A 23,655-nucleotide genomic window follows, 5' to 3' on the forward strand; every position below is an offset into this window, starting at 1 on the left:
TCATACTAATACCTGACCAGACGTTATGTCTTGGTTAGGTATTTTTTTATTATCCTTTTCATGGAAGAAGTTATCTGTTATACTTATTGTATAACAAAGAAGAGGTGAACAAGATGAGTTCATTATTAATGATGCTTTTACCGATTATAATCATTCAGTTTATTTTATTGATCGTTGCTTTAATAGACTTAGTGAAAATCCCGCAAACAAATGGTCCAAAATGGCTGTGGGCTATAGCTATAGTTTGTGTAAGCATAATAGGACCGATTATTTACTTTATCTTCGGGAGAAAACAAGTATGAGTCAGTTATTACAAGTTTCAGCGTTGCAAAAGAATTATGGACAGCAAGAAGTGATTAAAAATATATCTTTTGAGTTAACACAAGGAACAGCAACGGCTTTAATTGGACCAAATGGAGCAGGTAAAACAACTATATTATCAATGCTTGCTGGGCTATTAAAACCAACAAATGGGCAAATTCAATTCGACGGAATAGTAGGGGACCCGAGAGCTGCGATTGGGTTTTTACCACAATATCCACAGTTCAATTCTTGGCTAACTGCGAGTGAATTTTTAATAATGGCAGCCAGATTAAGTGGATTGACTGCTCAAACTGCGAAGGAAGAGTCAGAGAAAATGCTTCAATTCGTTGGATTAAAAGATGCAGCAAATAAGAAGATTGGTACGTTCTCTGGTGGTATGAAACAAAGATTGGGTCTAGCACAAGCCATTATACATAAACCCAAACTCCTCTTATTGGATGAGCCAGTATCAGCTCTTGATCCAGCAGGTCGCTTAGATATGATGAATTTGATGAAGTCGTTACAACAAGAAATGACAATTTTGTATTCAACACATATTTTGAATGATGCTGAGCAAATGACGGATCAGCTATTATTCTTGAAAGCTGGTAAATTAGTTGAGCAAGGTTCATTACAAGATGTCAAAGCAAAATATGAACATCGTCAAATTGTAGTGGAGTTTAAAGTAGTAGAAGAGGCTGCTCAATTTGTTCGAAATAGCGCATTCAGTGCAGATCAACAAGGTAACAATGTAATTTTACAGACAGATGATATGCAACAAGTTATTCAGGAGTTAGCGAAGGAGACCTTTGCAATCCGGAAAGTTGAGCAGCAATCTGCTAGCTTGGAGGAAATCTTCATGAAGGTGGCAAAACTATGATGCAATGGCGTGTACTTTTACAAAAAGAATGGCGTGATCATGTACGTAGCTTGAAGATATTATGGATTCCTCTTGTATTTGTATTATATGGTGTTATGCAGCCGGTAACACTATATTATATGGAAGATATTATGAAGGCTGTTGGCAATATGCCTGAGGGATTTGATATGGGTATAGCAGATGTGACATCAGTTGAAGTAATAGCTTCTACAGTCGGACAATTCCATCTTATTGTTGCACTTATTTTTGTTTTAAGCTTTATGGGGATTATTAGTAAAGAAAGAAAAAATCGTACAGCTGCACTACTATATGTACGACCAATATCTTTTTCTTCGTATTACTTCAGTAAGTGGTCTGGAGCAACAATTGTTGCACTCGTTAGTACAATAATAGGCTTATTAGCGAGTTACTATTATACAGTGATTTTCTATAATGAAGTAGACGCTTGGCGGATAGCAGCCCTCATTGGCACGTATAGTCTATGGATATTGTTCGTCGTGACGGTAACAGTCACAGCGAGTGCATTATTCTCTACGGGTGTTGCGGGTACTCTAGCAATTCTTCTGACGTATTTTCTACAGTTAATCGATAGCATTATCGGACAGTTCTGGACAGTGTCTCCTTGGAAATTGGGCACATACGCAGTAACGTGGCTTGGGTCAAAACCAGATAGTAGTGATTTTTGGTTATCAGTCGTCGTGACGGTTGTTGCCATAATAGTGTTAATGTTTGTTGGAGTATTTGGAGCAAGAAAGAATATGGAAAATATAAAAATATAAAAAAACAAGCTATTCCTTCTCTTGATGAAAGAGAGGAATAGCTTGTTTTATTTGGAGCGTTTTTTAGCGGCAATGGCATGCGCTTTTTGAGTATTTGCAAAATGCCATTTCGTCATAGATTTTAATGTCGCTTCGCCTTTTGATAATAAAATACGTGCGGCCATTTCATCTACCTTATTACTAGCTCCCTTTTGAAGATCAAAGCCAACTAAATCGCCGAGGCGGTCCATTTCTTTTAAGAAGGCATATCGTGCTAGAATAGAGGCAGCAGCTACTGAAACATGTAATTGTTCTGCTTTAGTAGCAAATAGTACATTCTCTTTGACGATGATTTTTTCATTTTTTAGGTGGTTGTAGTAAATGCCACGTTCCGCAAATTGGTCAATCAAAATATGTGCTGGTTTTTCTGGTGCAATTTTGCCGAGCACGTTATGAAGTGCCTGGTTGTGCATCATTGCTTTGATTTTCCCTTGAGACCAGCCTCTAGCTTGAATTGTGTTATATTTGTCGTTTCGTACAGTTAGAATGCTATGAGGTAGTGCTCGCATTAAGTCAGGCGCGATTTGTCTCATAAAATCATCCGTTAGCATTTTAGAGTCTTTAACACCGAGCTCACGAACGAGTGCTATTTTATCAGCAGATACATATACGGCTGCTACCGTTACTGGGCCGAAGTAATCGCCTGTTCCTGTTTCATCAGAACCCATTACAGAGAGTTGTTCAAAATTGGAAGGCAACTTATCACCCTTTGATGACGTCTTTTTAGTCGTAGGATCATTAGGTTTCCCCCATCTACTAGACTCCCGTTCGGCTCCGTTACCTTGAAACATCACCTTGCCAGATTTATATGAAGTGATAGAAGTATCTCCTAACTTCGCAGCAAATATGACTCCTGGCGCATTGCGTTCTACTCTAGATGAGGCATAATAAGAAGCAAGTTCTCCTTGCTTTTCGGTTGTTAAAACAATTACAATATTAGACATTTTATAGTCCTTTCTACTCTCGTTATTCACATGATAAACAATTTCATGGTATGATTAGAAATAGGATTTTAAGGAGGGGCAGCTGTGTCAGAGCAACAAAAAAATCGAATTTCAGTTGATATATATGGTCAAACATATACTATGCTTGGTACAGAGTCAACAACACATATGCGTTTAGTCGCGTCCACAGTTGACAATACTATGAGAGAGATTAAATCGGCAAACCCGAGCCTTGACAGTACAAAACTGGCCGTCCTTACAGCTGTAAATTCAGTAAATGATAGTTTGAAATTAAAAGAGCAACTTGTATTATTAGAAGAAGAACTGAAAAAACTAAAGGATTGAAGTAAATGATCGATATACTTATAATTATTTTATTAATTGCCGGCATTATCACTGGCGGAAGAAGAGGTTTAGTAGTCCAGTTGATACATATCATTGGATTTTTAATCGCGATGATTGTCGCTTACGTTTATTATAAACCTTTAGCTGAGAAATTTGTGCTGTGGATTCCGTATCCAGCAGTTGACGGGAATACGAAGTTAACTTATGCGATGGAACAATTAGATCTTAGTCAAACATTTTATCAGCTACTGGCTTTTGCACTTATTTTCTTTGTCGTCAAATTTGCAATGCAAATTGTAGCATCTATTTTTGATTTCTTAAAATATGTGCCTATTATAGGTCCGTTCAATCGCTTTTTTGGCGGAATACTAGGATTTATAGAAGCTTATATATTAGTATTTATTTTACTTTATATTTTAGCATTGTTACCATTAGATAATATCCAAAAGTATGTGGATAGTTCAGTCCTAACAAAATTAATGCTCGAATATACACCGATTATTTCGAACATGTTCAAAAATATGTGGTTTGTCTACATGAAATAACTGCTCTCAACTGAGAGCAGTTTTTTCACGAATAAGGAGGTCATTTTTTGAATAAAAAAACTATCATTCGTACATTTGAAAAAATAGCCTTGTATTTAGAATTACAAGGTGTTAATCCATTTAAAATTTCAGCATTTAGAAAAGCTGCAGCAGCACTAGAAGCAGACACAAGAAGCCTAAGTGAAATTGAAGATATTACTGCGATAAAAGGTATCGGTAAGGGAACAGCTGCAGTTATAGAAGATCTACTGGCAACGGGCGAATCTTCTGTATTAAAAGAACTTGAAGAGGAAGTACCTAAAGGATTACCACCATTATTAAAATTACCGGGTCTTGGTGGAAAGAAAATTGCTAAGTTATATCAAGAGTTAGGTGTAGATTCAGCAGAGGCACTAAAAGCAGCTTGTGAAGAAGGTAAAGTGTCTGCTCTTGCTGGGTTTGGCAAGAAAACTGAAGAAAAGATATTAAAAGAACTAGAGGCATTTGGCACACGATCTGAGCGACTACCTATTTGGCAACTAGATAAAGTTGTACAGGAAATTGAAGTTATTTTAAGTGGAATTGCTGAAGTGCAACAGTTTTCGGTTGCAGGTAGCTTTAGAAGAGTAAAGGAGTCGAGCAAGGACGTCGATTTCATCATAGCAACAGCAAACCGAGAAGCTGTCAAAGAACAACTTTTAGGATCACTTGTTATTTCAGAGACCATTGCAGCGGGGGATACTAAAATCTCAGTAACTTTGGACGCAGAAGAGCCCGTTAGCGTTGACTTCCGTCTAGTGACACAAGATGAATACGCAACAGCACTTCATCATTTTACTGGGTCAAAAGAACATAATGTAAGAATGCGTCAATTGGCAAAAGATCTTGGTAAGAAAATAAGTGAATACGGTGTAGAGCAGGCGGATGGATCTATAACAACATTTACTTCTGAGACTGAATTTTTTGCTCATTTCGATTTACCGTTTATCCCACCTAGTATACGAGTAGGTAACAAAGAATTTGACCGTTTAGATGAGATTAAGGAACTTGTTCAATTAGAAGATATTCGCTCTGATTTGCATATGCATACAACATGGTCTGATGGTGCTTATGCAGTACATGAAATGGGTGAAGCTCTCATAGCTAGAGGTTATGAATATGGGGTTATTACGGACCACTCACAATATTTAAAAGTCGCAAATGGTTTAACACCTGAACGTTTAATCGAACAGCGTAAAGAGATTTGGGCATTCAATGAAAAGCATCCAGATTTCCGTTTGCTAGCAGGAACTGAGATGGATATTTTACCTGATGGCTCTCTTGATTTTGAAGATGATGTGTTAAAGGAATTAGACTTTGTCATTGCGTCTATTCACTCTAGCTTTTCACAGCCTCAAGAGAAAATTATGGATAGGCTACATAATGCGCTAAAAAACCCATATGTTCATATGATTGCCCATCCCACTGGCCGTATTATTGGTGACCGCGAAGGCTATAATCCAGATATCCCACAATTGATTGAATGGGCTAAAGAATATGGTAAAATTTTAGAGTTAAATGCAAACCCATATCGCCTTGATTTATGTGAAGAACATTTAGAAATGGCGGCAGCTGCTGGGGTGCCAATTGCAATAAACACGGATGCACATGCCATTGATCAACTTCGTTTTATGGAAGTTGGAACGAAATACGCTCAAAAAGCGTGGTTAAAGAAAAATAATATCGTGAATACGTGGTCATTAGAAGATTTTGTCCACTTTATACAGAAGAAATGAAGGGGAGGTGTTTTGAATGATAGCAGAACGCGCATTGAAAACACTAGAATTTGATAAAGTACGTGCTCAAGTAGCTTCATATTGTACATGCTCTTTAGGGAAAACTGTGATCGATGAGCTTGTCCCTGAAACTGATCTTGAAAAAGTATTACAACTATTAGATGAAATGGATGAAGGTTTATCAATTCTACGCGTTAAAGGTAATGTACCGATGGGCGGTATTTTCGACGTCCGTCCGCATGCTAGACGTGCGCAAATTGGTGGTGTCCTTAGTCCAGTTGAATTGATGGAGATTTCGAGCACAATTCGTGCAAGTCGTATACTACGTCAGTTTATTGAAGGAATTGAAATAGAAGAGGATATACAAATCCCATACTTCATTCAGAAAAAAGAAAGCATGCCAACATTGACAGGCTTACAGCATGAGATTAATGCTTGTATCGATGAGAACGGTGCTATTCTAGACTCTGCTAGCTCTGAGCTTCGTTCAATTCGTCAGCAATTGCGAGCACAAGAAGGTCGTGTGCGTGAAAAATTAGCGAGTTTAACACGTGGTACTAATGCAACAAAAATGCTATCTGATGCGATTGTAACAATTCGTAATGATCGTTTTGTTATTCCAGTAAAATCAGAATATCGTAGTCATTACGGTGGTGTTGTGCACGATCAATCTTCATCTGGTCAAACACTATATATTGAACCGGATGCTGTCGTACAAGCGAATAACGAAATCCATCAATTAAAATCAAAAGAACAAGTTGAAATCGCACGCATTTTATTAATGTTATCTTTAAAAGTACAAGAGGTAGCACATGACATCTTTATCACTGTGCAACTACTTGGTGAAATAGACGTCATTTTGGCAAAAGCAAAATACGGACAAGCCAATAAATGTTCGAAGCCGATTATGAATAGCGATGGATATATAAAATTAGGTAAAGCGCGTCATCCTTTACTACCAATTGAAGAAGCAGTAGCAAATGATATTGAATTTGGTAAAGACTTCACTTCAATCGTAATTACTGGACCTAACACAGGTGGTAAAACGGTTACGTTAAAAACAGTGGGGCTATGTACATTAATGGCGCAGTCTGGTATTCCAGTACCAGCCCTTGATGGTTCTCATCTTGCGGTATTTGATCAGTTATTTGCTGATATTGGTGATGAACAATCTATTGAGCAAAGCTTGAGTACATTTTCATCACATATGGTGAATATTGTTGATATTTTAAATCAATTCGACGATCGTTCACTCATTCTTTTTGATGAGCTAGGTGCAGGGACTGACCCACAAGAAGGTGCAGCACTTGCCATTTCAATTTTAGATGAAGTACATGGTCGCGGAGCACGAGTAATGGCAACAACTCACTATCCTGAGTTAAAAGCATATGGCTATAATCGTCCAGGTGTTGTCAATGCAAGTGTGGAATTTGATGTGGAGACGCTTAGCCCGACTTATCGTCTACTTATAGGAGTTCCAGGTCGTAGTAATGCCTTTGAAATTTCGACTCGTCTTGGTTTACCAGATTCTATTATTGATCGTGCTAAAACATTCACTGGTACTGATCGTCATGAAGTTGAATCAATGATTGCGTCTTTAGAAGAAAGTCGACGTCAATCAGAAGAAGATGCAGAAAGAACGCTTGAATTACGCAAGCAAGCAGAAGCACTTCAAGCAGAGTTAGATGAAAAATTAAAAGCCTATGAAGCTAAAAAAGAAGTATTAGAACAAAAAGCAAAAGACAAAGCACGTAAAATTGTGGATGAAGCTAAAAAAGAAGCAGAAGAGGTTATTTCAGAACTTCATAAAATGCGCTTAAATGCAAACAAGATTGTTAAAGAGCATGAAATCATAGATGCACGTAAACGTTTAGAAAAAGCCGCACCGGAAAATAAAGTACTGAAAAAACAACAGCAATTGAAAGCGCGCGCTCAAGAATTATCTAAGGGTGACGAAGTAAAAGTACTGAGTTACGGTCAAAAAGGTGTGTTACTTGAAAAAGTATCAAATTCTGAATGGGTTGTGCAAATTGGAATATTGAAGATGAAGCTTGATGAATCAGATTTAGAGTACGTGAAACCTGAAAAAGACAAGCAAACTGTAAATGTTTCAAGCGTTCGAAATCGAGACTCTAATGTTAAGTTGGAATTAGATCTACGCGGAGAACGTTATGAAGATGCGATTGTTCGTACGGAAAAATATATTGATGATGCATTACTGTCAAATTATCAACGCGTCTCAATTATTCACGGTAAAGGAACTGGAGCTTTGCGCCAAGGAATTCAAGCTTTATTAAAGAGACATCCACGAGTAAAATCCTATCGTTTTGGCGAAGCAGGAGAAGGCGGCTATGGTGTGACAGTAGCCGAGCTAAAATAAACCTTTTAAAGTAATCAAAGATAGAGAAAAAATTTGACATTGAAAAGGGGATATTTATGTTATTAAATGGATTTTGGCAATATCCTGTTGTCGAGGCTGCTGGTAATTTCAGTGTTGTTGTCCTTTGCTTAATCCTATCAATGGTGATATTTGAAATCGTAACAAAATACAAAAATTGGGTAGAAATAAAAAGAGGTAATGTAGCCGTTGCACTTGCAACAGGCGGGAAGATATTAGGGGTGTGTAATATTTTCCGTTATTCCATTGAGAAGCATAACTCACTCGCAGAAATGATGGGATGGGGATTGTTTGGTTTTATTTTACTAATTTTTGCATACGTATTATTTGAATTCATGACACCGACATTTAAGGTAGATGAAGAAATTGAAAAGGATAATCGATCAGTTGGTTTTATTTCGTTTACAATTTCAGTAGGTCTGTCATTTGTTATTGGTGCAAGTATTTCTTAGGAGAGAGTATATGGAAACTTTATCGAAAGTACTAATTGGCGTATGTATTGCGTTTGTTTTAGTAGGAATTGTCTATTTAGTAATGAATTAATTTTGAAGTCCTTTATAGGGCTTCTTTTTTTATTTGATCAATTGATACTGGAGGACTAGCAAACAATTTTTTCGATAAAAACAAACTTATAAAGTATAAAGATATAAAAAAATGTTAAATAGTGTATATAATTGATACTACTTTTATGGTGATAGAGATATAATATTAATAGTTTAGAAAAAAATGTATGGGAGTATTTGTTTTTTAGAAGTAATTTCTCAAACATATGAGGGGGCAAAATGAATTTGTATAATAAAAAAACATCTATAAGTCTAACGAAATTTACATTCATATCTATAGGGATTCTGTTAACTTCAAGTATCAGTTCATTCGAAACACCAATATCACCAAAAAAGGTTGAGGCAGCTACCGTAAAATCATATACAGTAACTGCGAATGTGAATTTACGATCTAAAGCCTCGACAAAAGGGAAAATTCTATTAACAATACCAAAAGGAAAATCTGTTTCATACATTTCTAAAACCGGCAGTTGGTATAAAGTGAAATTCGGTAAAGAAATTGGCTATATTAATACAAGCTATATTAAAGTAACAACTAAAACGACTGCAATCTCCACTTTCGCTGCAACAAATTATCAAACAAAAGAAAAGGTGAATTTACGGTCTAGTAACTCTACAAAAGGGAAAGTTCTATTATCGATTCCTAAAGGAAAGACAGTGAAAGCTACCGCGAAATCTGGAGCATGGTATAAAGTAATGTACGGAGGCAAAACTGGTTGGGTAAGTAGTTCGTATGTGAAAGAGTATGATGCTTATAAAGAGACTACAACTACTTATTTCCTAGTAAAGAAAACGGCTTCACTTCGTATAACGCCCAGCACCAAAAAAGCACAAGTATACTCAATTCCAACAAATAATATCTTCAAATCTACGCAATCAGTAGTGAATAGTAAGGGTGAAACTTGGTATCGTATATCGTACAAAGGCAAGAATTATTTTGTGCAATCTACTGTAGTTAGTAAAGTAACACCAACGCAAATGACAAGTACGGATTATAAAGCTAATTCAACCACGTCTTTATTTGCAGAAGCGGGAGTTTCGCATACTATACTAACTAGCATTCCAAAAGGTGCAAAAGTGACTTCGACGGATCGAGTTGGCAATTGGTATAAAGTAACTTACGAAGGTGAGACAGGGTATATAGACAGTACTAAATTTAGTGTCGATAAACCAATTGTAGATACGGCACCGGATGATACAGAAGACGATACTCCTACATTACCAGACGGTTCATCAATTAGTCAGATGACTATTTATAATATTGAAGATTTAAAATTACTCAAAACAAATTCTGCATCATCAGATTTGTTAAAAGTGATTCCTGCAAATACAAAGCTGACGACAACTTTTAAAGCAAGTAATGGATGGTATCAAGTGAGTTATGAAGGTTTTACAGGTTTTGTATCTGGCGCTTCTTTAATAGATGAAACAACGAAGGCCAGAATTGCTAGTCTAGAATCCAATCCAAATAGCTATCTGTTTATGGATCTTCGTACTAAGTCGTCTGTGAAAGCAGATCAAATCAATACGTATATTGCTGGTAAAACGATTGGGAAAACAAGTGTGTTAACTGGAAAAGGACAAGCGATTATTGATGCTGCCAATAAGTATGGCGTAAACGCTCTATATTTTGCAGCACATGCAATTCATGAGAGTGGATTTGGAGTTTCTGACATTTCACTTGGAAGAAATAACTTATTCGGCTTTGGAGCATATGATATCACCCCGTTCATAGGTGCTGTAAAATTTGATTCCATCGACAACAATTTGGAATTTATTGCGCAATCAATGAAGGCTACTTATTTAAATCCTGCCAATTGGAAATACAATAGTGGGGCCTATTTAGGATACTCCGTTAAAAACGTTAATGGAGCTCGCATTGATTCCTTAAGTAAGGGGATGAATTTTTATTATGCAAGTGATACTAATTGGGGAAATGCAATTGCCAATCATATGAACGGAATCTTGGCATATGCTAAAGAAGGAGCAATTTCAAAAGTACCTAATACAGTTGTTCCTTCTGCTCCTAAGTATCCGGAGCTTAAAGATGTGTTCCCAACTGGAACGTTAGCAATTGCGAATAGTAATTTGAATGTATACAGTGAAAAAGGAAATACAAATAGTGTTGCAGCAACTATTCCAAAGGGTGAGTCTTTCAATTTGCTAGAAAAGCATAATGATTATTGGCTAACAGTATCCTATAAAGGGAAAAAGTATTATACAAATGTTGTTAGTTTCAGTGCTTACAATAAACATTTTACTGCGAAGAACTTAGCGCGTGTTAATACTTCTTCAGCTAATGGAATAGCATTAAATGTACGCTCAGAAGCAAATGCATCCAGTTCTAAAGTTGCTGAATTAGCAAATTATCAATTTGTTGAACTGGAAATAGATGAAGATAATAAGCCAATTATGAGTGGTACTTGGTATAAAGTAAAATTACCAAATGGAAAACAAGGCTATGCATCCGGTACCTATTTAGTTCGAGAATTAAATAAATAAGTATATATTTTAAAATATAAAAATTTGACTTCGATAAAAAATTGAAGTCATTTTTTTATCTGGTAATGGTGAACTTTATTGTTTTTGTATGATTAGCTTATTTAAGTGAATGATAATCGGTAAGATTTTTATTGCTCCCAATAGAAGGGATAAGGTTATTTCCAATAAATTGATATTAAATTTGAAAGCGTTACCACTTTTATTTTATACTGAATTATAGGAGTATTCTTATAATTTTATAACAAAGGGGGAATGGAGCATGACTGAACAGATTTGGCTGTCAAATTATCCGAATAATATTCCAACAACTTTGGAATATGAAGCAATTCCTTTGCAAGAGTATTTGACAAGAGCGAGCAGCAAGACACCTTCCAAAGTTGCGATTCATTTTATGGGGAAGGACGTTACGTACAAAGAGTTGTATGAGAGCTCATTAAAGTTCGCCAATTATTTAGTATCCATTGGTATTGAGAAAGGTGATCGCGTAGCCATTATGCTACCAAACTGTCCTCAAGGCGTTATAGGTTATTTTGGGGTGCTATATGCCGGAGGAATTGTCGTTCAAACAAACCCGCTTTATACAGAAAGAGAAATTGAATACCAGATGAAAGATTCTGGCGCAAAAGTAATTTTATCTTTAGATATTTTATATCCGCGTATCGCAAAGGTTATGAAGGACACACATTTAGAACATGTCATTATTACAGCGATTAAGGATTACTTACCTTTCCCGAAAAATTTAGTGTATCCATTTATTCAAAAGAAGCAATATGGCTTTAAGGTTACAGTTGAGCATAGTGGTAGCAATCATTTATTTACAGAAATTATGAGAGTAAGCACGACTGAACCAATCGCTTTAGATTTTAACATTGAAGAGGACATTGCATTATTGCAATATACAGGCGGTACAACCGGTTATCCTAAAGGAGTTATGTTAACGCATAAAAACTTAATTGCGAACGTACAAATGTGTAGTGTATGGATGTCTGAGTGTATACCAGGTGAAGAAGTAATTATGGGTGTACTGCCATTTTTCCATGTATACGGAATGACTACGGTATTATTATTGTCGGTTATGCGCGGAGACAAAATGGTACTATTACCGAAATTTGATGTTGAAACAACGTTAAAAACGATACAAAAACAAAAAACAACGCTTTTCCCAGGTGCGCCTACCCTCTATATTGGTTTATTAAATCATCCAGATATAGCGAAATATAACTTATCTTCTATCAAGGCGTGCATGAGTGGTTCGGCACCATTGCCAATTGAAGTACAAGAGAAATTCGAAAAGATTACCGGCGGCAAGCTTGTAGAAGGATACGGTTTAACAGAAACATCACCTGTAACACACTGTAACTTTATTTGGCATAATGAACGTGTAAAAGGTTCTGTCGGCGTTCCTTGGCCGAACACAGACGCAGCTATTCTCCAAGTAGATTCAACAGAGCCACTACCGATTGGCGAGATTGGTGAAATTGCTGTGAAAGGACCTCAAGTGATGAAAGGATACTGGAACCGTCCGGAAGACACAGAAATGGCGATGCGCGATGGCTGGTTTTTAACTGGAGATTTAGGCTATATGGATGACAAAGGCTACTTTTATGTTGTTGATCGGAAAAAGGATATTATCATTGCGGGTGGATTCAATATTTATCCTAGAGAAATAGAGGAAGTATTATATGAGCATGAAGCCGTACAGGAATGTGTAGCACTCGGTGTACCTGATCCATATCGCGGTGAAACAGTTAAAGCCTTCATCGTATTAAAAGAAGGCATGAAAGTGACGGAAGAAGAATTCAATAAGTATTGCAGAGAAAACTTGGCAGCATTTAAAGTGCCGCGTATTTATGAATTCCGCGATGAATTACCAAAAACAGCTGTTGGAAAAATACTTCGCCGTACTTTACAAGATGAAGATAAAGAAAGAATACAGAAAATTATGTGAAAATAATGACAAGTCGGCTTGACAAGTGTAAAATGAAATTATAAGATGAAAATATGAATGAATAGTCATTCATATTTTCATTTTTTATATGGTGGTGATCGTATTGAAGAAAGATAAACCGAAGTATAGACAAATTATCGATGCGGCCGTTATTGTAATTGCGGAAAATGGTTATCACCATGCACAAGTTTCCAAGATTGCTAAACAGGCAGGCGTCGCTGATGGAACAATCTATTTATACTTTAAAAACAAAGAAGACATATTAATTTCAGTATTTAAGGAAAAAATGTCTGTGTTTGTAGAAAATTTACAGTGTATAATTAGAGATGGAAAGTCATCGTCTGAAAAGTTAAATGCGATGATTGAGAATCATTTCCGGGTACTAGCAGGAGATCATCATTTGGCTACAGTTACTCAATTAGAGCTTCGTCAGTCTAATAAAGATGTTCGTCTCAAAATTAATACGATATTAAGAGAGTATTTAATATTACTTGATGAAATATTAGTAGAAGGTATGGAGACGAAAGAATTCAATCCAGAGATGGATCTACGACTTGCTCGTCAGCTCATTTTTGGAACGATTGATGAAGTAACAACATCGTGGGTCATGAATGATCATAAATATGATTTAACTGCGCTAGCACCAAAAGTACAACATTTAATACTCAATGGAATAAAAGCATAGGCAATTGTAAAAATCAATTGGTTGAATTGGTAGTAGCCAATCCATTGCTTCGATTCAACTAGGAAACTACTTACATAGCCAAATGCAAAGGGGGAAATGGGAGTATGGAATTTTTACGTTGGACAGTTGAAGATGGGGTTGCAATTGCAACGATTCAGCGCCCACCTGCTAATGCTTTATCGCGGGGTCTAATTTTAGAAGTAAATGAACTTTTAACTGCTGTAGAGCACGATGATTCAGTCCGAGTCATTGTATTGCATGGAGAGGGAAGATTCTTCTCAGCAGGTGCAGATATTAAAGAATTTACAGATGTTACATCAGGTGCTGAATTTGTAAAATTATCTGCTAATGGACAAGATGTTTTTGAACGTTTAGAGAAATTCTCTAAGCCAGTTATTGCTGGAATTCATGGCGCTGCTTTAGGTGGGGGACTTGAGCTAGCGATGAGCTGTCATTTCCGCTATGTGACTGAAAACGCGAAATTAGGATTACCTGAATTACAATTAGGGTTAATTCCTGGTTTTGGTGGTACACAGCGTTTACCTCGATATGTTGGGGTAGCAAAAGCAGCAGAAATGATGTTCACTAGTGATCCAATATCAGGAACTGAGGCTGTCAAGTGGGGCTTAGCAAATGCTGCCTTCTCTGATGAGGAGTTACTACCTCAAACGATTGCGACAGCGAAACGTATTGCGAAGAAAAGCTCAGTTGCTCTAAAAGCTGCGATTGATATGATGCAATATGCTAAACATACTTCATTCTATGAAGGCATTGAAGCTGAGGCAAAAGCTTTTGGAACCGTTTTCATGTCTGGGGATGCCAAAGAAGGTATCCAAGCATTCATCGAAAAACGTGAACCAACTTTCACAGGAAAATAAAAATAGTATTAGGAGGTTAGTTGAATGAACATTTTTGTATTAGTAAAACGTACTTTTGACACAGAAGAAAAGATTGTTGTAACTGGTGGGGCAATCCAAGAAGATGGAGCTGAATTCATCATCAACCCATACGATGAATACGCAATCGAAGAAGCTATTCAAGTTCGTGATGCACAAGGCGGCGAAGTAACAGTTGTTACTCTCGGCGGAGAAGATGCAGAAAAACAACTCCGTACAGCTTTAGCAATGGGAGCTGATAAAGCAGTCTTAATCAACACTGAAGATGATTTAGATGAGCTTGATCAATTCTCAGCAGCATATATTTTAGCTGAATACTTAAAAGATAAAGATGCAGACCTTATTTTAGGTGGTAACGTTGCTATTGATGGTGGCTCAGGTCAAGTAGGTCCACGTGTTGCAGAATTACTAGGTATTAACTATGTAACAACAATTACTAAACTTGAAATCGATGGCAAAACAGCGAAAATCGTTCGTGACGTAGAAGGGGATTCAGAAGTTCTTGAAGCAGAATTACCACTTCTAGTGACAGCACAACAAGGTTTAAACGAACCTCGTTACCCATCTTTACCTGGTATTATGAAAGCGAAGAAAAAGCCTCTTGAAGAGCTAGAATTAGATGATTTAGATATTGACGAAGATGATGTTCAAGCAAAAACTACAACAGTTGAAATTTACTTACCAGCTCAAAAAGTAGCTGGACGTGTATTAGAAGGCGATTTATCTGATCAAGTGAAAGAGCTTGTTAGTCTATTACATTCAGAAGCGAAAGTCGTTTAAGCTGATTTTAAATTGTATGGGAGGGACATAACATGTCTAAAAAAGTATTAGTATTAGGTGAAGTACGCGAAGGAAGCTTAAGAAATGTATCATTCGAAGCTATTGCAGCTGCAAAAAAAGTGTCTGGTAGCGGAGAAGTTGTTGGCGTTCTAATCGGAGACGCTGTAGCGAATCTTGCCCAGGAACTTATTCAAAACGGTGCAGACCGTGTAGTGACTGTTGAACACCCACATTTAAAACAGTATACTTCTGACGGCTTTAGCCAAGCATTTATGGCAGTTACTGAGCAAGAGCAACCAGAAGCAATCGTTTTCGGTCATACTGCTCTAGGTAAAGATCTTTCTCCAAAACTAGCTAGTAAATTACAAAGTGGTTTAGTATCAGATGTTACAGATATTGAAGGGGAAGATGATGCAGTAGTTTTCATCCGTCCAATCTATTCTGGTAAAGCATTTGAAAAAGTGCAAGTGAAAGAAGGACTTGTGTTTGCGACAATCCGTCCAAATAACATTGCTCCTCTAGCAAAAGATGAATCTCGTTCAGGTGATGTGTCTTCAATTACTGTAGATATTACGAATCTACGTACTATTATTAAAGAAGTTGTTCGCAAATCAACAGAGGGCGTTGATTTATCAGAAGCGAAAGTAGTAGTAGCTGGTGGTCGTGGTGTGAAAAGCGAAGACGGTTTTGCGCCATTAAAAGAGCTTGCTAATGTACTAGGTGGCGCTGTCGGTGCTTCACGTGGAGCGTGTGATGCTGATTACTGCGATTATTCATTGCAAATTGGTCAAACTGGTAAAGTTGTTACACCGGATCTTTATATCGCTGCTGGTATTTCAGGAGCAATTCAACATTTAGCTGGTATGTCTAACTCAAAAGTAATCGTTGCGATCAACAAAGATCCAGAAGCGAATATCTTTAAAGTAGCTGACTACGGTATCGTTGGAGATCTTTTTGAAGTTATCCCGATGCTTACAGAAGAGTTCAAAAAATTATTAGTAAACGCATAAATAATTGCTTCTAAACCCTGTAAACGGTCATACTATTTACAGGGTTTTCTTTATCCAAGCATCCATACTAACGTGTGATAGACGTATTTTACTATCGTTATTGCAAAATAATGCTGTTATAAGCATAACAGTCGCTAGTGTTTTTCATCCATGCTATACTACCGTTATACGTAAGTTGAAGGAGGATATTTAATATGGCAATCGTACACGCAACAGATGAAAGCTTTTCACATGATATCGCAGAAGGTTTAGTACTAGTTGACTTTTGGGCAACTTGGTGCGGACCTTGTAAAATGATCGCTCCTGTTTTAGAAGAACTAGATTCTGAATTAAATGGTGCAGCTAAAATTGTTAAAGTTGATGTAGACCAAAACCAAGAAACAGCAAGCAAGTTCGGCATTATGTCAATTCCAACTCTTTTATTATTCAAAGACGGAGAGCCAGTTGATAAAACTGTTGGTTTCCAACCGAAAGAAGCATTAGCTGAATTCATTCAAAAACACGCTTAATCTTTGAAAAAATGAATATCAAACCGGGTTCCTACAATGGTTCCCGGTTTTTTTTACAATTATATAGAGATTAAAACTATTTTGTATAGAATTTAGATGCAGTGCCTAGCCCTCGAGCTCAAAAACTCATTTGATATGGAGGTTAAAGAGCAACCTATATGTCAATTCGTCTATGATTATCGGAACTGGCTAAGGTGCCCGCACTTTTCTAAGAAGGTGATAAGATGAACGAATTACTAAAGCAAAAGTTAGCCATTTTACCTGACCAACCTGGTTGTTATTTGATGAAGGATCGTCAAGGTACAATTATTTATGTCGGCAAAGCTAAAGTATTAAAAAATCGCGTACGTTCTTATTTCACAGGCAGCCACGATGGTAAAACGCAACGTCTTGTTAGTGAAATAGAAGACTTCGAATACATCGTGACATCTTCGGATTTAGAGGCGTTTATCTTAGAATTAAACCTCATTAAAACACATGATCCGAAATACAACATTATGCTGAAGGATGACAAGACGTACCCATATATTAAAATAACGAACGAGAAGCATCCTCGACTTCTTATAGTCCGCAAAGTAAAAAAAGATAATGGTAAATACTTTGGACCTTATCCAAATAGCTTTGCTGCAAATGAAACGAAAAAATTACTTGATCGTCTATATCCGCTAAGGAAATGTACAAATTTACCGAATCGAGTTTGCTTATATTATCATTTAGGACAATGTCTAGCTCCTTGTGTAAAAGAAGTTGAGAAAGACCAATATCAAGAGATAATTCAAGATATTACGAGTTTTCTCAATGGCGGCTACGGGGAAGTTAAAGAAGAATTAAATACAAAAATGCTCGATGCAGCTGAAAAATTAGAGTTCGAACGAGCAAAAGAATATCGAGATCAAATTACCCATATTGAAACTGTCATGGAACGCCAGAAGATTACGCTTACTGATTTAACTAATCGTGATGTTTTTGGTTATGCAGTTGATAAAGGTTGGATGTGTATCCAAGTATTCTTTGTACGACAAGGAAAGTTGATTGAAAGAGATGTTTCGTTATTCCCGATTTATAGAGACCCTGAGGAAGAATTCTTAACATTTGTGGGACGCTTTTATGAACAGGCAGAACATATCAAGCCGAAGGAAATCTTTATACCTACGAATATTGAAGGAGACCTTCTAGCTACAGTCCTTGATGTAAAAGTGACAATTCCTCAAAGGGGAAAGAAAAAAGAACTTGTTGATTTAGCGAGTAAAAATGCTCAAATTGCTATCTCTGAGAAGTTCCAGTTACTTGAGCGTCAAGAAAAAAGGACAATAGGTGCCTGCGAAGAATTGGGAAATGCGATGAATATTGCGATACCGCTTCGCATAGAATCATTTGATAACTCTCATATTTTCGGTGCGGATGCCGTTTCAGCAATGGTAGTTTTTATTGACGGTAAGGCGAGCAAAAAGGATTATCGAAAATATAAAATTCAGGTTGCTGCAAAGCATGACGATTACGGTGCAATGCGAGAAGTTATTCGCCGAAGATATACTCGAGTATTAAGAGATGGCTTGCCTTTACCCGATTTAATCGTTATTGATGGTGGGAAAGGACAAATGGAAGTGGCAAGAGAAATCTTAGAAGATGAGCTTGGTTTAGATATTCCTATTGCAGGTTTAGCAAAAGATGATAAACACCAAACTTCTCAATTGCTGTACGGCTCGCCGCCAGAAATTATTCCATTGAAGAGAACGAGTGAAGCATTTTATCTTTTACAAAGAATTCAAGATGAAGTTCACCGTTTTGCTATTACCTTTCATCGCCAATTACATGAGAAGAATGCCATTACATCTGTTCTTGATGAAATTGAAGGGATTGGTCCAAAACGAAAGCAACAGCTTCTCAAACAATTTGGATCCGTGAAAAAAATTCGTGAGGCAACATATGAAGAATTAATTGCTGCGAATGTACCAAAAAAACTAGCTCAAACCATATTTACTCATTTTTCTGAAAAATAAATTGTAGTAATCTGAAAATTATGTTAAGGTAACATTACTATTATAAATAATCACTATTTAGTGATGATAGAGGCGCGGATTTCAAGAGTAATTAGCAAGAGGATGAGTAGATCCTATGACTGCTGATGAAAGGGGAGGCCGCCGAAGTGGTAAATTGACTATTTCCAATTTATTACTGGTTCTACATTTAACAAGTGTAGAATTGTCAGATCCGTTTCGGTTCTGGAGGGCTATCTCACATGAATGTTCTTTTGAACGTGCATGCTATGAGGCGGCTTTTCACACGGAAACGTGTGAAAGGCTGCTTTTTTCATAAGATGTAATTGTGAATACGGTCGTCATAACAAATAAGGGAGAGGTTATGGGTGAGTTGTTTAGTTTTCAAATTTGGTGGTACATCAGTTGCAACGATTGAACGCGTATTGCATGTGGCAAAGCGCATTCAGAAAGAGAAAGAAAAGGGCTATGACATTGTCGTAGTTGTTTCAGCAATGGGCAAAACGACGGATAAGCTAGTAGAGATGGCACATGAAATTATGCCAAATCCATCGAAACGAGAAATGGATACGCTCTTAACAACAGGTGAGCAGGTGACTATCTCATTATTATCGATGGCATTGCAAAATTTAGGGCTATCAGCACAGTCCTTCACAGGTTGGCAAGCTGGAATCTTAACTGAAGGAATTCCAAGTGATTCTCGCATTGTTGAAATCCAATCTGAAAATGTGCGAAAAGCATTGGATAAAGGCCAGGTTGCGGTAGTTGCAGGTTTCCAAGGGGTTGATAGTAATAACAATATTACAACTTTAGGTCGCGGAGGATCAGATACGACAGCAGTTGCTTTAGCTGCAGCATTAGGTGCCGAGCGCTGTGATATTTATACAGATGTTGATGGTGTTTACACTTCAGATCCACGTTATGTTCCAAAAGCTCGCAAACTACAAGAACTGTCATATGATGAAATGTTAGAATTAGCAAATTTAGGAGCAGGTGTCTTACATCCACGTGCCGTAGAGTTTGCAAAAAACTACAATATCCCATTAGAAGTTCGCTCTAGTTATGTAGAAGATGAAGGGACAATTATGAAGGAGGAAGTTGAAGTGGAAAAAGATTTAGTTGTACGTGGAGTAGCGTTTATGTCAGATATTGTTCGTGTAACGGTAGGTTACGAGGGGAATTATAAAGGTTCTTTAGTCAATATTTTCACAGTTTTAGCTGATAATCATATTAACGTTGATATTATCGTCCAAACTATACTAGAAGGGGTAGAGCCTTCGGTATCATTTACTATTACAAAAGAGAATTTAGCAGATACCGCTAGAGTATTAGAAGCAAATAAATCTAAAATTGGTTATTGTCACGTAAATTACGAAGAGGATGTTGCTAAAGTATCGATTGTAGGTTCTGGTATGGTATCTAATCCTGGCGTAGCCGCAAAAATGTTCGATCGATTACATAAAGAAAACATTACATTAAAAATGGTAAGTACTTCTGAAATTAAAATTTCTGTTGTCATCCCACAAGAATCGATGTTATTGACTGCAAACGCATTACACGATGAATTTGAATTGGCAGCTAGTCTAGCGATCCAAGTTTAATTATATAAAATAATAAGAAGCTGACTAGCCATCTTGAATAGATATTTAGTCAGCTTCTTTCTATAGTTTGTCTTTTAGATCCCATTTAACATGGAATCGTACAAGCCCACGTTTTGCTTTCTTTTCGTCGTAGCATTCTGTTAAGAAACCACTGATTTTCTCTTGTTGAGCTGCTAGGAAACCACTTTCAAGACGGAAGCAACGTTTATCAAATTGCATAGCCTCAGGATCTCCAGTGAGAGTGTAAAACGTTTCATCTTTCGATTGTTTTTCTATAGAAAGCTCTCCCCATCCTGCTTCTTGGAAAAATGAAACAGCTTCTTCCATGCTGTATAAAGGAAACTTGCGGGCTAACTCTTTGCCGCACCAATATAGGATATCTTCCTCGTTTTTTCCAAGAACAGACGAGAGAACGTGATCTCTGATTAGTTCGTAACCAAATAATGGGAAGTGTTGAGTGTTAGTAGATGACATGATTGGCCTTCTTTCAATTAATTTTGTCTAATTTTTGTCAGAGTTAGAGAATAGCGTTTTCTGGTAGAATATTTATGTGTTTACGAGAAAAAAGAGTGATTTAAAGGTACCTAGAAATAGTGCTAGTTACCTTGACGCTCTGCCATGATGAGAGTACAATGAACTTGTCATAATATTGTACCATGATGAAATATGCAGTCAATGGATACCGCGTTGGAAAGCGTTGGTAGTTGTTTGTCTGTCTATTTTCAGTATTAAGGGGGGTAACAGTTTTGTCGAAAGATCGAGAGTTTTATTGGCGTCGACTGCATTCACTTCTTGGAATTATTCCAGTTGGACTGTTCTTGACGCAACACTTGTTTATTAACTTTACAGCAACAAACGGTGCAGAATCATTTAACGCAGCAAGTGAATTTATGGGGAGTCTCCCATTCTTATGGGCTCTAGAATGGATTGTAATTTACATTCCATTAATGTTCCATGCTTTTTATGGTGTGTACATAGCCTTCACTGCACAACCAAACACTAAACGTTTTGGCACTTTCCGTAACTGGATGTTCGTATTACAACGTTTCACAGGAGTATTCCTAGTTGTATTTATCGCTTGGCATATTTTCCAAACTCGTATCCAAAAAGCACTTGGAACTGAAGTTGATTACAACATGATGGCAGATGTTCTATCTAATCCTTGGATGGTAGCATTCTATATCGCTGGTATTATTTCAGCAACTTTCCACTTAGCTAACGGTATTTGGGCATTCTTAGTAAGTTGGGGAATTACTCAATCTCCAAAATCTCAAAAAATCGCAACATATGTTACTATTTTAATTTTCTTAGTGTTATCTGTAGTCGGCGTATCGGCTTTACTTGCATTCGTATAAGGCAGTGCACTTAAAATCATGTAAGCGCTTGATTACTAATTGAAAGAGGAGTGAGAAATATCATGGCTAAAAGCAAATTGATAGTCGTTGGCGGCGGTCTTGCTGGTTTAATGGCTACTATGAAAGCAGCCGAAATGGGCACAGAAGTTGAATTATTCTCATTAGTACCAGTAAAACGCTCACACTCTGTTTGTGCACAGGGCGGAATCAACGGTGCTGTTAATACAAAAGGTGAAGGGGATTCTCCATGGGTCCACTTTGATGATACAGTTTACGGTGGGGACTTCTTAGCGAACCAACCACCAGTAAAAGCAATGGCTGATGCGGCACCAGGAATCATCCATTTATTTGACCGTATGGGTGTTATGTTTAACCGTACACCAGAAGGTTTATTAGATTTCCGTCGTTTCGGTGGTACATTAATGCACCGTACAGCATTTGCTGGTGCGACAACTGGACAACAACTTCTATACGCTCTAGACGAACAAGTTCGTAAATGGGAAGTAGAAGGCTTAGTAACGAAATACGAAGGTTGGGAATTCTTAGGACTAGTTCTTGATGACGAAGGAGTATGTAAAGGGATTAAAGCACAAAACCTTACAACTCACGAAATCAAAGCATTCCGTTCTGACGCAGTGATCATGGCAAGTGGTGGTCCTGGTATTATCTTCGGTAAATCAACAAACTCAATGATTAACACTGGTTCTGCAGCATCTATCGTTTACCAACAAGGTGCTAAATACGCGAACGGTGAGTTCATCCAAATTCACCCTACAGCAATTCCTGGCGACGATAAACTTCGTCTAATGTCAGAATCTGCACGTGGTGAAGGTGGCCGTATTTGGACTTACAAAGACGGTAAACCTTGGTACTTCTTAGAAGAAAAATATCCTGCATACGGTAACTTAGTACCGCGTGATATTGCAACACGTGAAATTTTTGACGTTTGTATTAACCAAAAACTTGGTGTCAACGGTGAAAACGTTGTTTATCTTGATCTTTCTCACAAAGATCCACATGAACTTGACATTAAACTTGGTGGTATCATTGAAATCTACCAAAAATTCGTAGGTGATGATCCACATAAAGTACCAATGAAAATCTTCCCAGCAGTTCACTATTCAATGGGTGGTCTATGGGTAGATTACGATCAACATACAACTATTCCAGGTCTATTTGCTGCAGGTGAATGTGATTACTCTCAACACGGTGGTAACCGTCTAGGAGCTAACTCATTACTATCAGCTATCTACGGTGGTAGTATTGCAGGACCAAACGCTGTTAACTACATCAAAGGTCTTGAAAAACATGTAGATGATCTTCCTTCTTCAATTTACGATTCCGCAGTTGCTGAAGAACAGCAAAAATGGGATGATACATTGAAATTAGACGGTAACGAAAATGCATACCTACTTCACAAAGAACTTGGTGAATGGATGACAGCTAACGCTACTGTTGTACGTTTCAACGATAAATTAAGAGCAACAGATAATAAAATCATGGAATTACAAGAACGCTATAACAACATCAACATTAACGATACTGCTAAATGGAGTAACCAAGGTGTACAATTCACTCGTCAGTTGAAAAACATGATGGCTCTTGCTCGTGTTATTACTTTAGGTGCGCTAAATCGTGATGAAAGTCGTGGAGCACACTATAAACCAGACTTCCCAGAACGTGATGATGAAAACTTCTTGAAAACTACTATAGCGGAATTCACTCCTTCTACTGAGCCTAAATTAAGCTACGAAGAAGTTGATGTTTCGTTAATTCCACCACGTAAACGTGACTATTCTGCAAAGAAAGGGGATAAATAATC

21 protein-coding genes and 1 riboswitch are annotated in these 23,655 nt (G+C 37.3%); of the genes, 19 read left to right on the top strand and 2 right to left on the bottom strand.

The window, feature by feature from the left end; translation table 11 throughout:
• The first annotated feature begins 113 nt into the window (after positions 1 to 113).
• From MHH85_RS02980 to MHH85_RS02990, 3 genes are read left to right on the top strand one after another with little or no spacing between them, the layout of a single operon-like run.
• A complete protein-coding gene (locus MHH85_RS02980; protein WP_193740682.1) occupies positions 114 to 302 on the top strand; it encodes a PLD nuclease N-terminal domain-containing protein in 189 nt (62 codons plus the stop codon).
• Entirely contained in the window at positions 299 to 1,183 is an 885-nt protein-coding gene (locus tag MHH85_RS02985) for an ABC transporter ATP-binding protein (RefSeq protein ID WP_340705894.1), read from the top strand. The genes MHH85_RS02980 and MHH85_RS02985 overlap by 4 nt, the downstream gene beginning before the upstream one ends.
• A complete protein-coding gene (locus tag MHH85_RS02990; RefSeq protein WP_340705895.1) occupies positions 1,180 to 1,962 on the top strand; it encodes an ABC transporter permease in 783 nt (260 codons plus the stop codon). Before MHH85_RS02985 ends, MHH85_RS02990 begins: the two co-directional genes overlap by 4 nt.
• A gap of 47 nt (positions 1,963 to 2,009) precedes the next feature.
• Here the strand turns inward: MHH85_RS02990 and rnhC are convergent, their stop codons facing one another.
• A complete protein-coding gene (gene rnhC / locus MHH85_RS02995) occupies positions 2,010 to 2,945 on the bottom strand; it encodes a ribonuclease HIII (RefSeq protein WP_193740679.1) in 936 nt (311 codons plus the stop codon).
• 84 nt (positions 2,946 to 3,029) lie between these two features.
• Between rnhC and zapA the strand changes: the two genes are divergently transcribed.
• The 14 genes from zapA (at position 3,030) to MHH85_RS03065 (ending at position 20,478) form a co-directional block, all read left to right on the top strand.
• Entirely contained in the window at positions 3,030 to 3,290 is a 261-nt protein-coding gene (gene zapA / locus MHH85_RS03000) for a cell division protein ZapA (protein WP_193740678.1), read from the top strand.
• A 5-nt stretch (positions 3,291 to 3,295) separates the two neighbouring features.
• Complete coding sequence (locus MHH85_RS03005; protein WP_193740677.1) at positions 3,296 to 3,835, top strand: CvpA family protein; 540 nt, start codon at positions 3,296 to 3,298, stop codon at positions 3,833 to 3,835.
• 47 nt (positions 3,836 to 3,882) lie between these two features.
• The gene (polX, locus tag MHH85_RS03010; RefSeq protein ID WP_340705896.1) at positions 3,883 to 5,589 is read left to right on the top strand and encodes a DNA polymerase/3'-5' exonuclease PolX; all 1,707 of its coding nucleotides are present in this window, start codon (positions 3,883 to 3,885) and stop codon (positions 5,587 to 5,589) included.
• Between the two features lie 16 nt (positions 5,590 to 5,605).
• Positions 5,606 to 7,969 (top strand): endonuclease MutS2, encoded by a 2,364-nt coding sequence (locus tag MHH85_RS03015; RefSeq protein WP_340705897.1) that lies wholly within the window; start codon positions 5,606 to 5,608, stop codon positions 7,967 to 7,969.
• Between the two features lie 56 nt (positions 7,970 to 8,025).
• Positions 8,026 to 8,439 (top strand): DUF350 domain-containing protein, encoded by a 414-nt coding sequence (locus MHH85_RS03020; RefSeq protein ID WP_053416572.1) that lies wholly within the window; start codon positions 8,026 to 8,028, stop codon positions 8,437 to 8,439.
• Positions 8,440 to 8,775: 336 nt separating this feature from the next.
• The gene (locus MHH85_RS03025; protein ID WP_340705898.1) at positions 8,776 to 11,052 is read left to right on the top strand and encodes an SH3 domain-containing protein; all 2,277 of its coding nucleotides are present in this window, start codon (positions 8,776 to 8,778) and stop codon (positions 11,050 to 11,052) included.
• Between the two features lie 259 nt (positions 11,053 to 11,311).
• Complete coding sequence (locus MHH85_RS03030) at positions 11,312 to 13,000, top strand: AMP-binding protein (RefSeq protein ID WP_340705899.1); 1,689 nt, start codon at positions 11,312 to 11,314, stop codon at positions 12,998 to 13,000.
• 103 nt (positions 13,001 to 13,103) lie between these two features.
• Positions 13,104 to 13,685 carry a TetR/AcrR family transcriptional regulator gene (locus MHH85_RS03035; protein ID WP_193740672.1) on the top strand — a complete coding sequence of 194 codons (582 nt, stop codon included), beginning with the start codon at positions 13,104 to 13,106 and terminating at the stop codon, positions 13,683 to 13,685.
• Positions 13,686 to 13,789: 104 nt separating this feature from the next.
• On the top strand, positions 13,790 to 14,563 hold the full coding sequence (locus tag MHH85_RS03040) for an enoyl-CoA hydratase (RefSeq protein ID WP_340705900.1): 774 nt from the start codon (positions 13,790 to 13,792) through the stop codon (positions 14,561 to 14,563).
• A 24-nt stretch (positions 14,564 to 14,587) separates the two neighbouring features.
• The gene (locus MHH85_RS03045; RefSeq protein ID WP_340705901.1) at positions 14,588 to 15,361 is read left to right on the top strand and encodes an electron transfer flavoprotein subunit beta/FixA family protein; all 774 of its coding nucleotides are present in this window, start codon (positions 14,588 to 14,590) and stop codon (positions 15,359 to 15,361) included.
• 32 nt (positions 15,362 to 15,393) lie between these two features.
• Entirely contained in the window at positions 15,394 to 16,371 is a 978-nt protein-coding gene (locus MHH85_RS03050) for an electron transfer flavoprotein subunit alpha/FixB family protein (RefSeq protein ID WP_193740669.1), read from the top strand.
• A gap of 194 nt (positions 16,372 to 16,565) precedes the next feature.
• Positions 16,566 to 16,880 carry a thioredoxin gene (gene trxA, locus MHH85_RS03055; RefSeq protein WP_193740668.1) on the top strand — a complete coding sequence of 105 codons (315 nt, stop codon included), beginning with the start codon at positions 16,566 to 16,568 and terminating at the stop codon, positions 16,878 to 16,880.
• Between the two features lie 224 nt (positions 16,881 to 17,104).
• Positions 17,105 to 18,880, top strand: a complete 1,776-nt coding sequence (gene uvrC / locus MHH85_RS03060; RefSeq protein WP_340705902.1) for an excinuclease ABC subunit UvrC — start codon at positions 17,105 to 17,107, stop codon at positions 18,878 to 18,880.
• Between the two features lie 59 nt (positions 18,881 to 18,939).
• Positions 18,940 to 19,121: riboswitch (Lysine riboswitch) on the top strand.
• 124 nt (positions 19,122 to 19,245) lie between these two features.
• Positions 19,246 to 20,478, top strand: coding sequence for an aspartate kinase (locus tag MHH85_RS03065; RefSeq protein WP_340705903.1), 1,233 nt, complete (start codon positions 19,246 to 19,248; stop codon positions 20,476 to 20,478).
• A gap of 60 nt (positions 20,479 to 20,538) precedes the next feature.
• Here MHH85_RS03065 and MHH85_RS03070 read toward each other — a convergent pair whose 3' ends face one another.
• A complete protein-coding gene (locus tag MHH85_RS03070) occupies positions 20,539 to 20,952 on the bottom strand; it encodes a YslB family protein (RefSeq protein ID WP_193740665.1) in 414 nt (137 codons plus the stop codon).
• 272 nt (positions 20,953 to 21,224) lie between these two features.
• Here MHH85_RS03070 and MHH85_RS03075 point away from each other — a divergent pair, with 272 nt between their 5' ends.
• Both MHH85_RS03075 and sdhA read left to right on the top strand, forming a co-directional pair.
• Positions 21,225 to 21,833 (top strand): succinate dehydrogenase cytochrome b558 subunit, encoded by a 609-nt coding sequence (locus MHH85_RS03075; RefSeq protein ID WP_193740664.1) that lies wholly within the window; start codon positions 21,225 to 21,227, stop codon positions 21,831 to 21,833.
• A gap of 62 nt (positions 21,834 to 21,895) precedes the next feature.
• Positions 21,896 to 23,653 (top strand): succinate dehydrogenase flavoprotein subunit, encoded by a 1,758-nt coding sequence (gene sdhA, locus MHH85_RS03080; protein ID WP_053416560.1) that lies wholly within the window; start codon positions 21,896 to 21,898, stop codon positions 23,651 to 23,653.
• Positions 23,654 to 23,655: the final 2 nt, after the last annotated feature.

The sequence above is a fragment of the Viridibacillus sp. FSL E2-0187 genome, assembly GCF_038006425.1.
Lineage (GTDB): Bacteria > Bacillota > Bacilli > Bacillales_A > Planococcaceae > Viridibacillus > Viridibacillus arvi.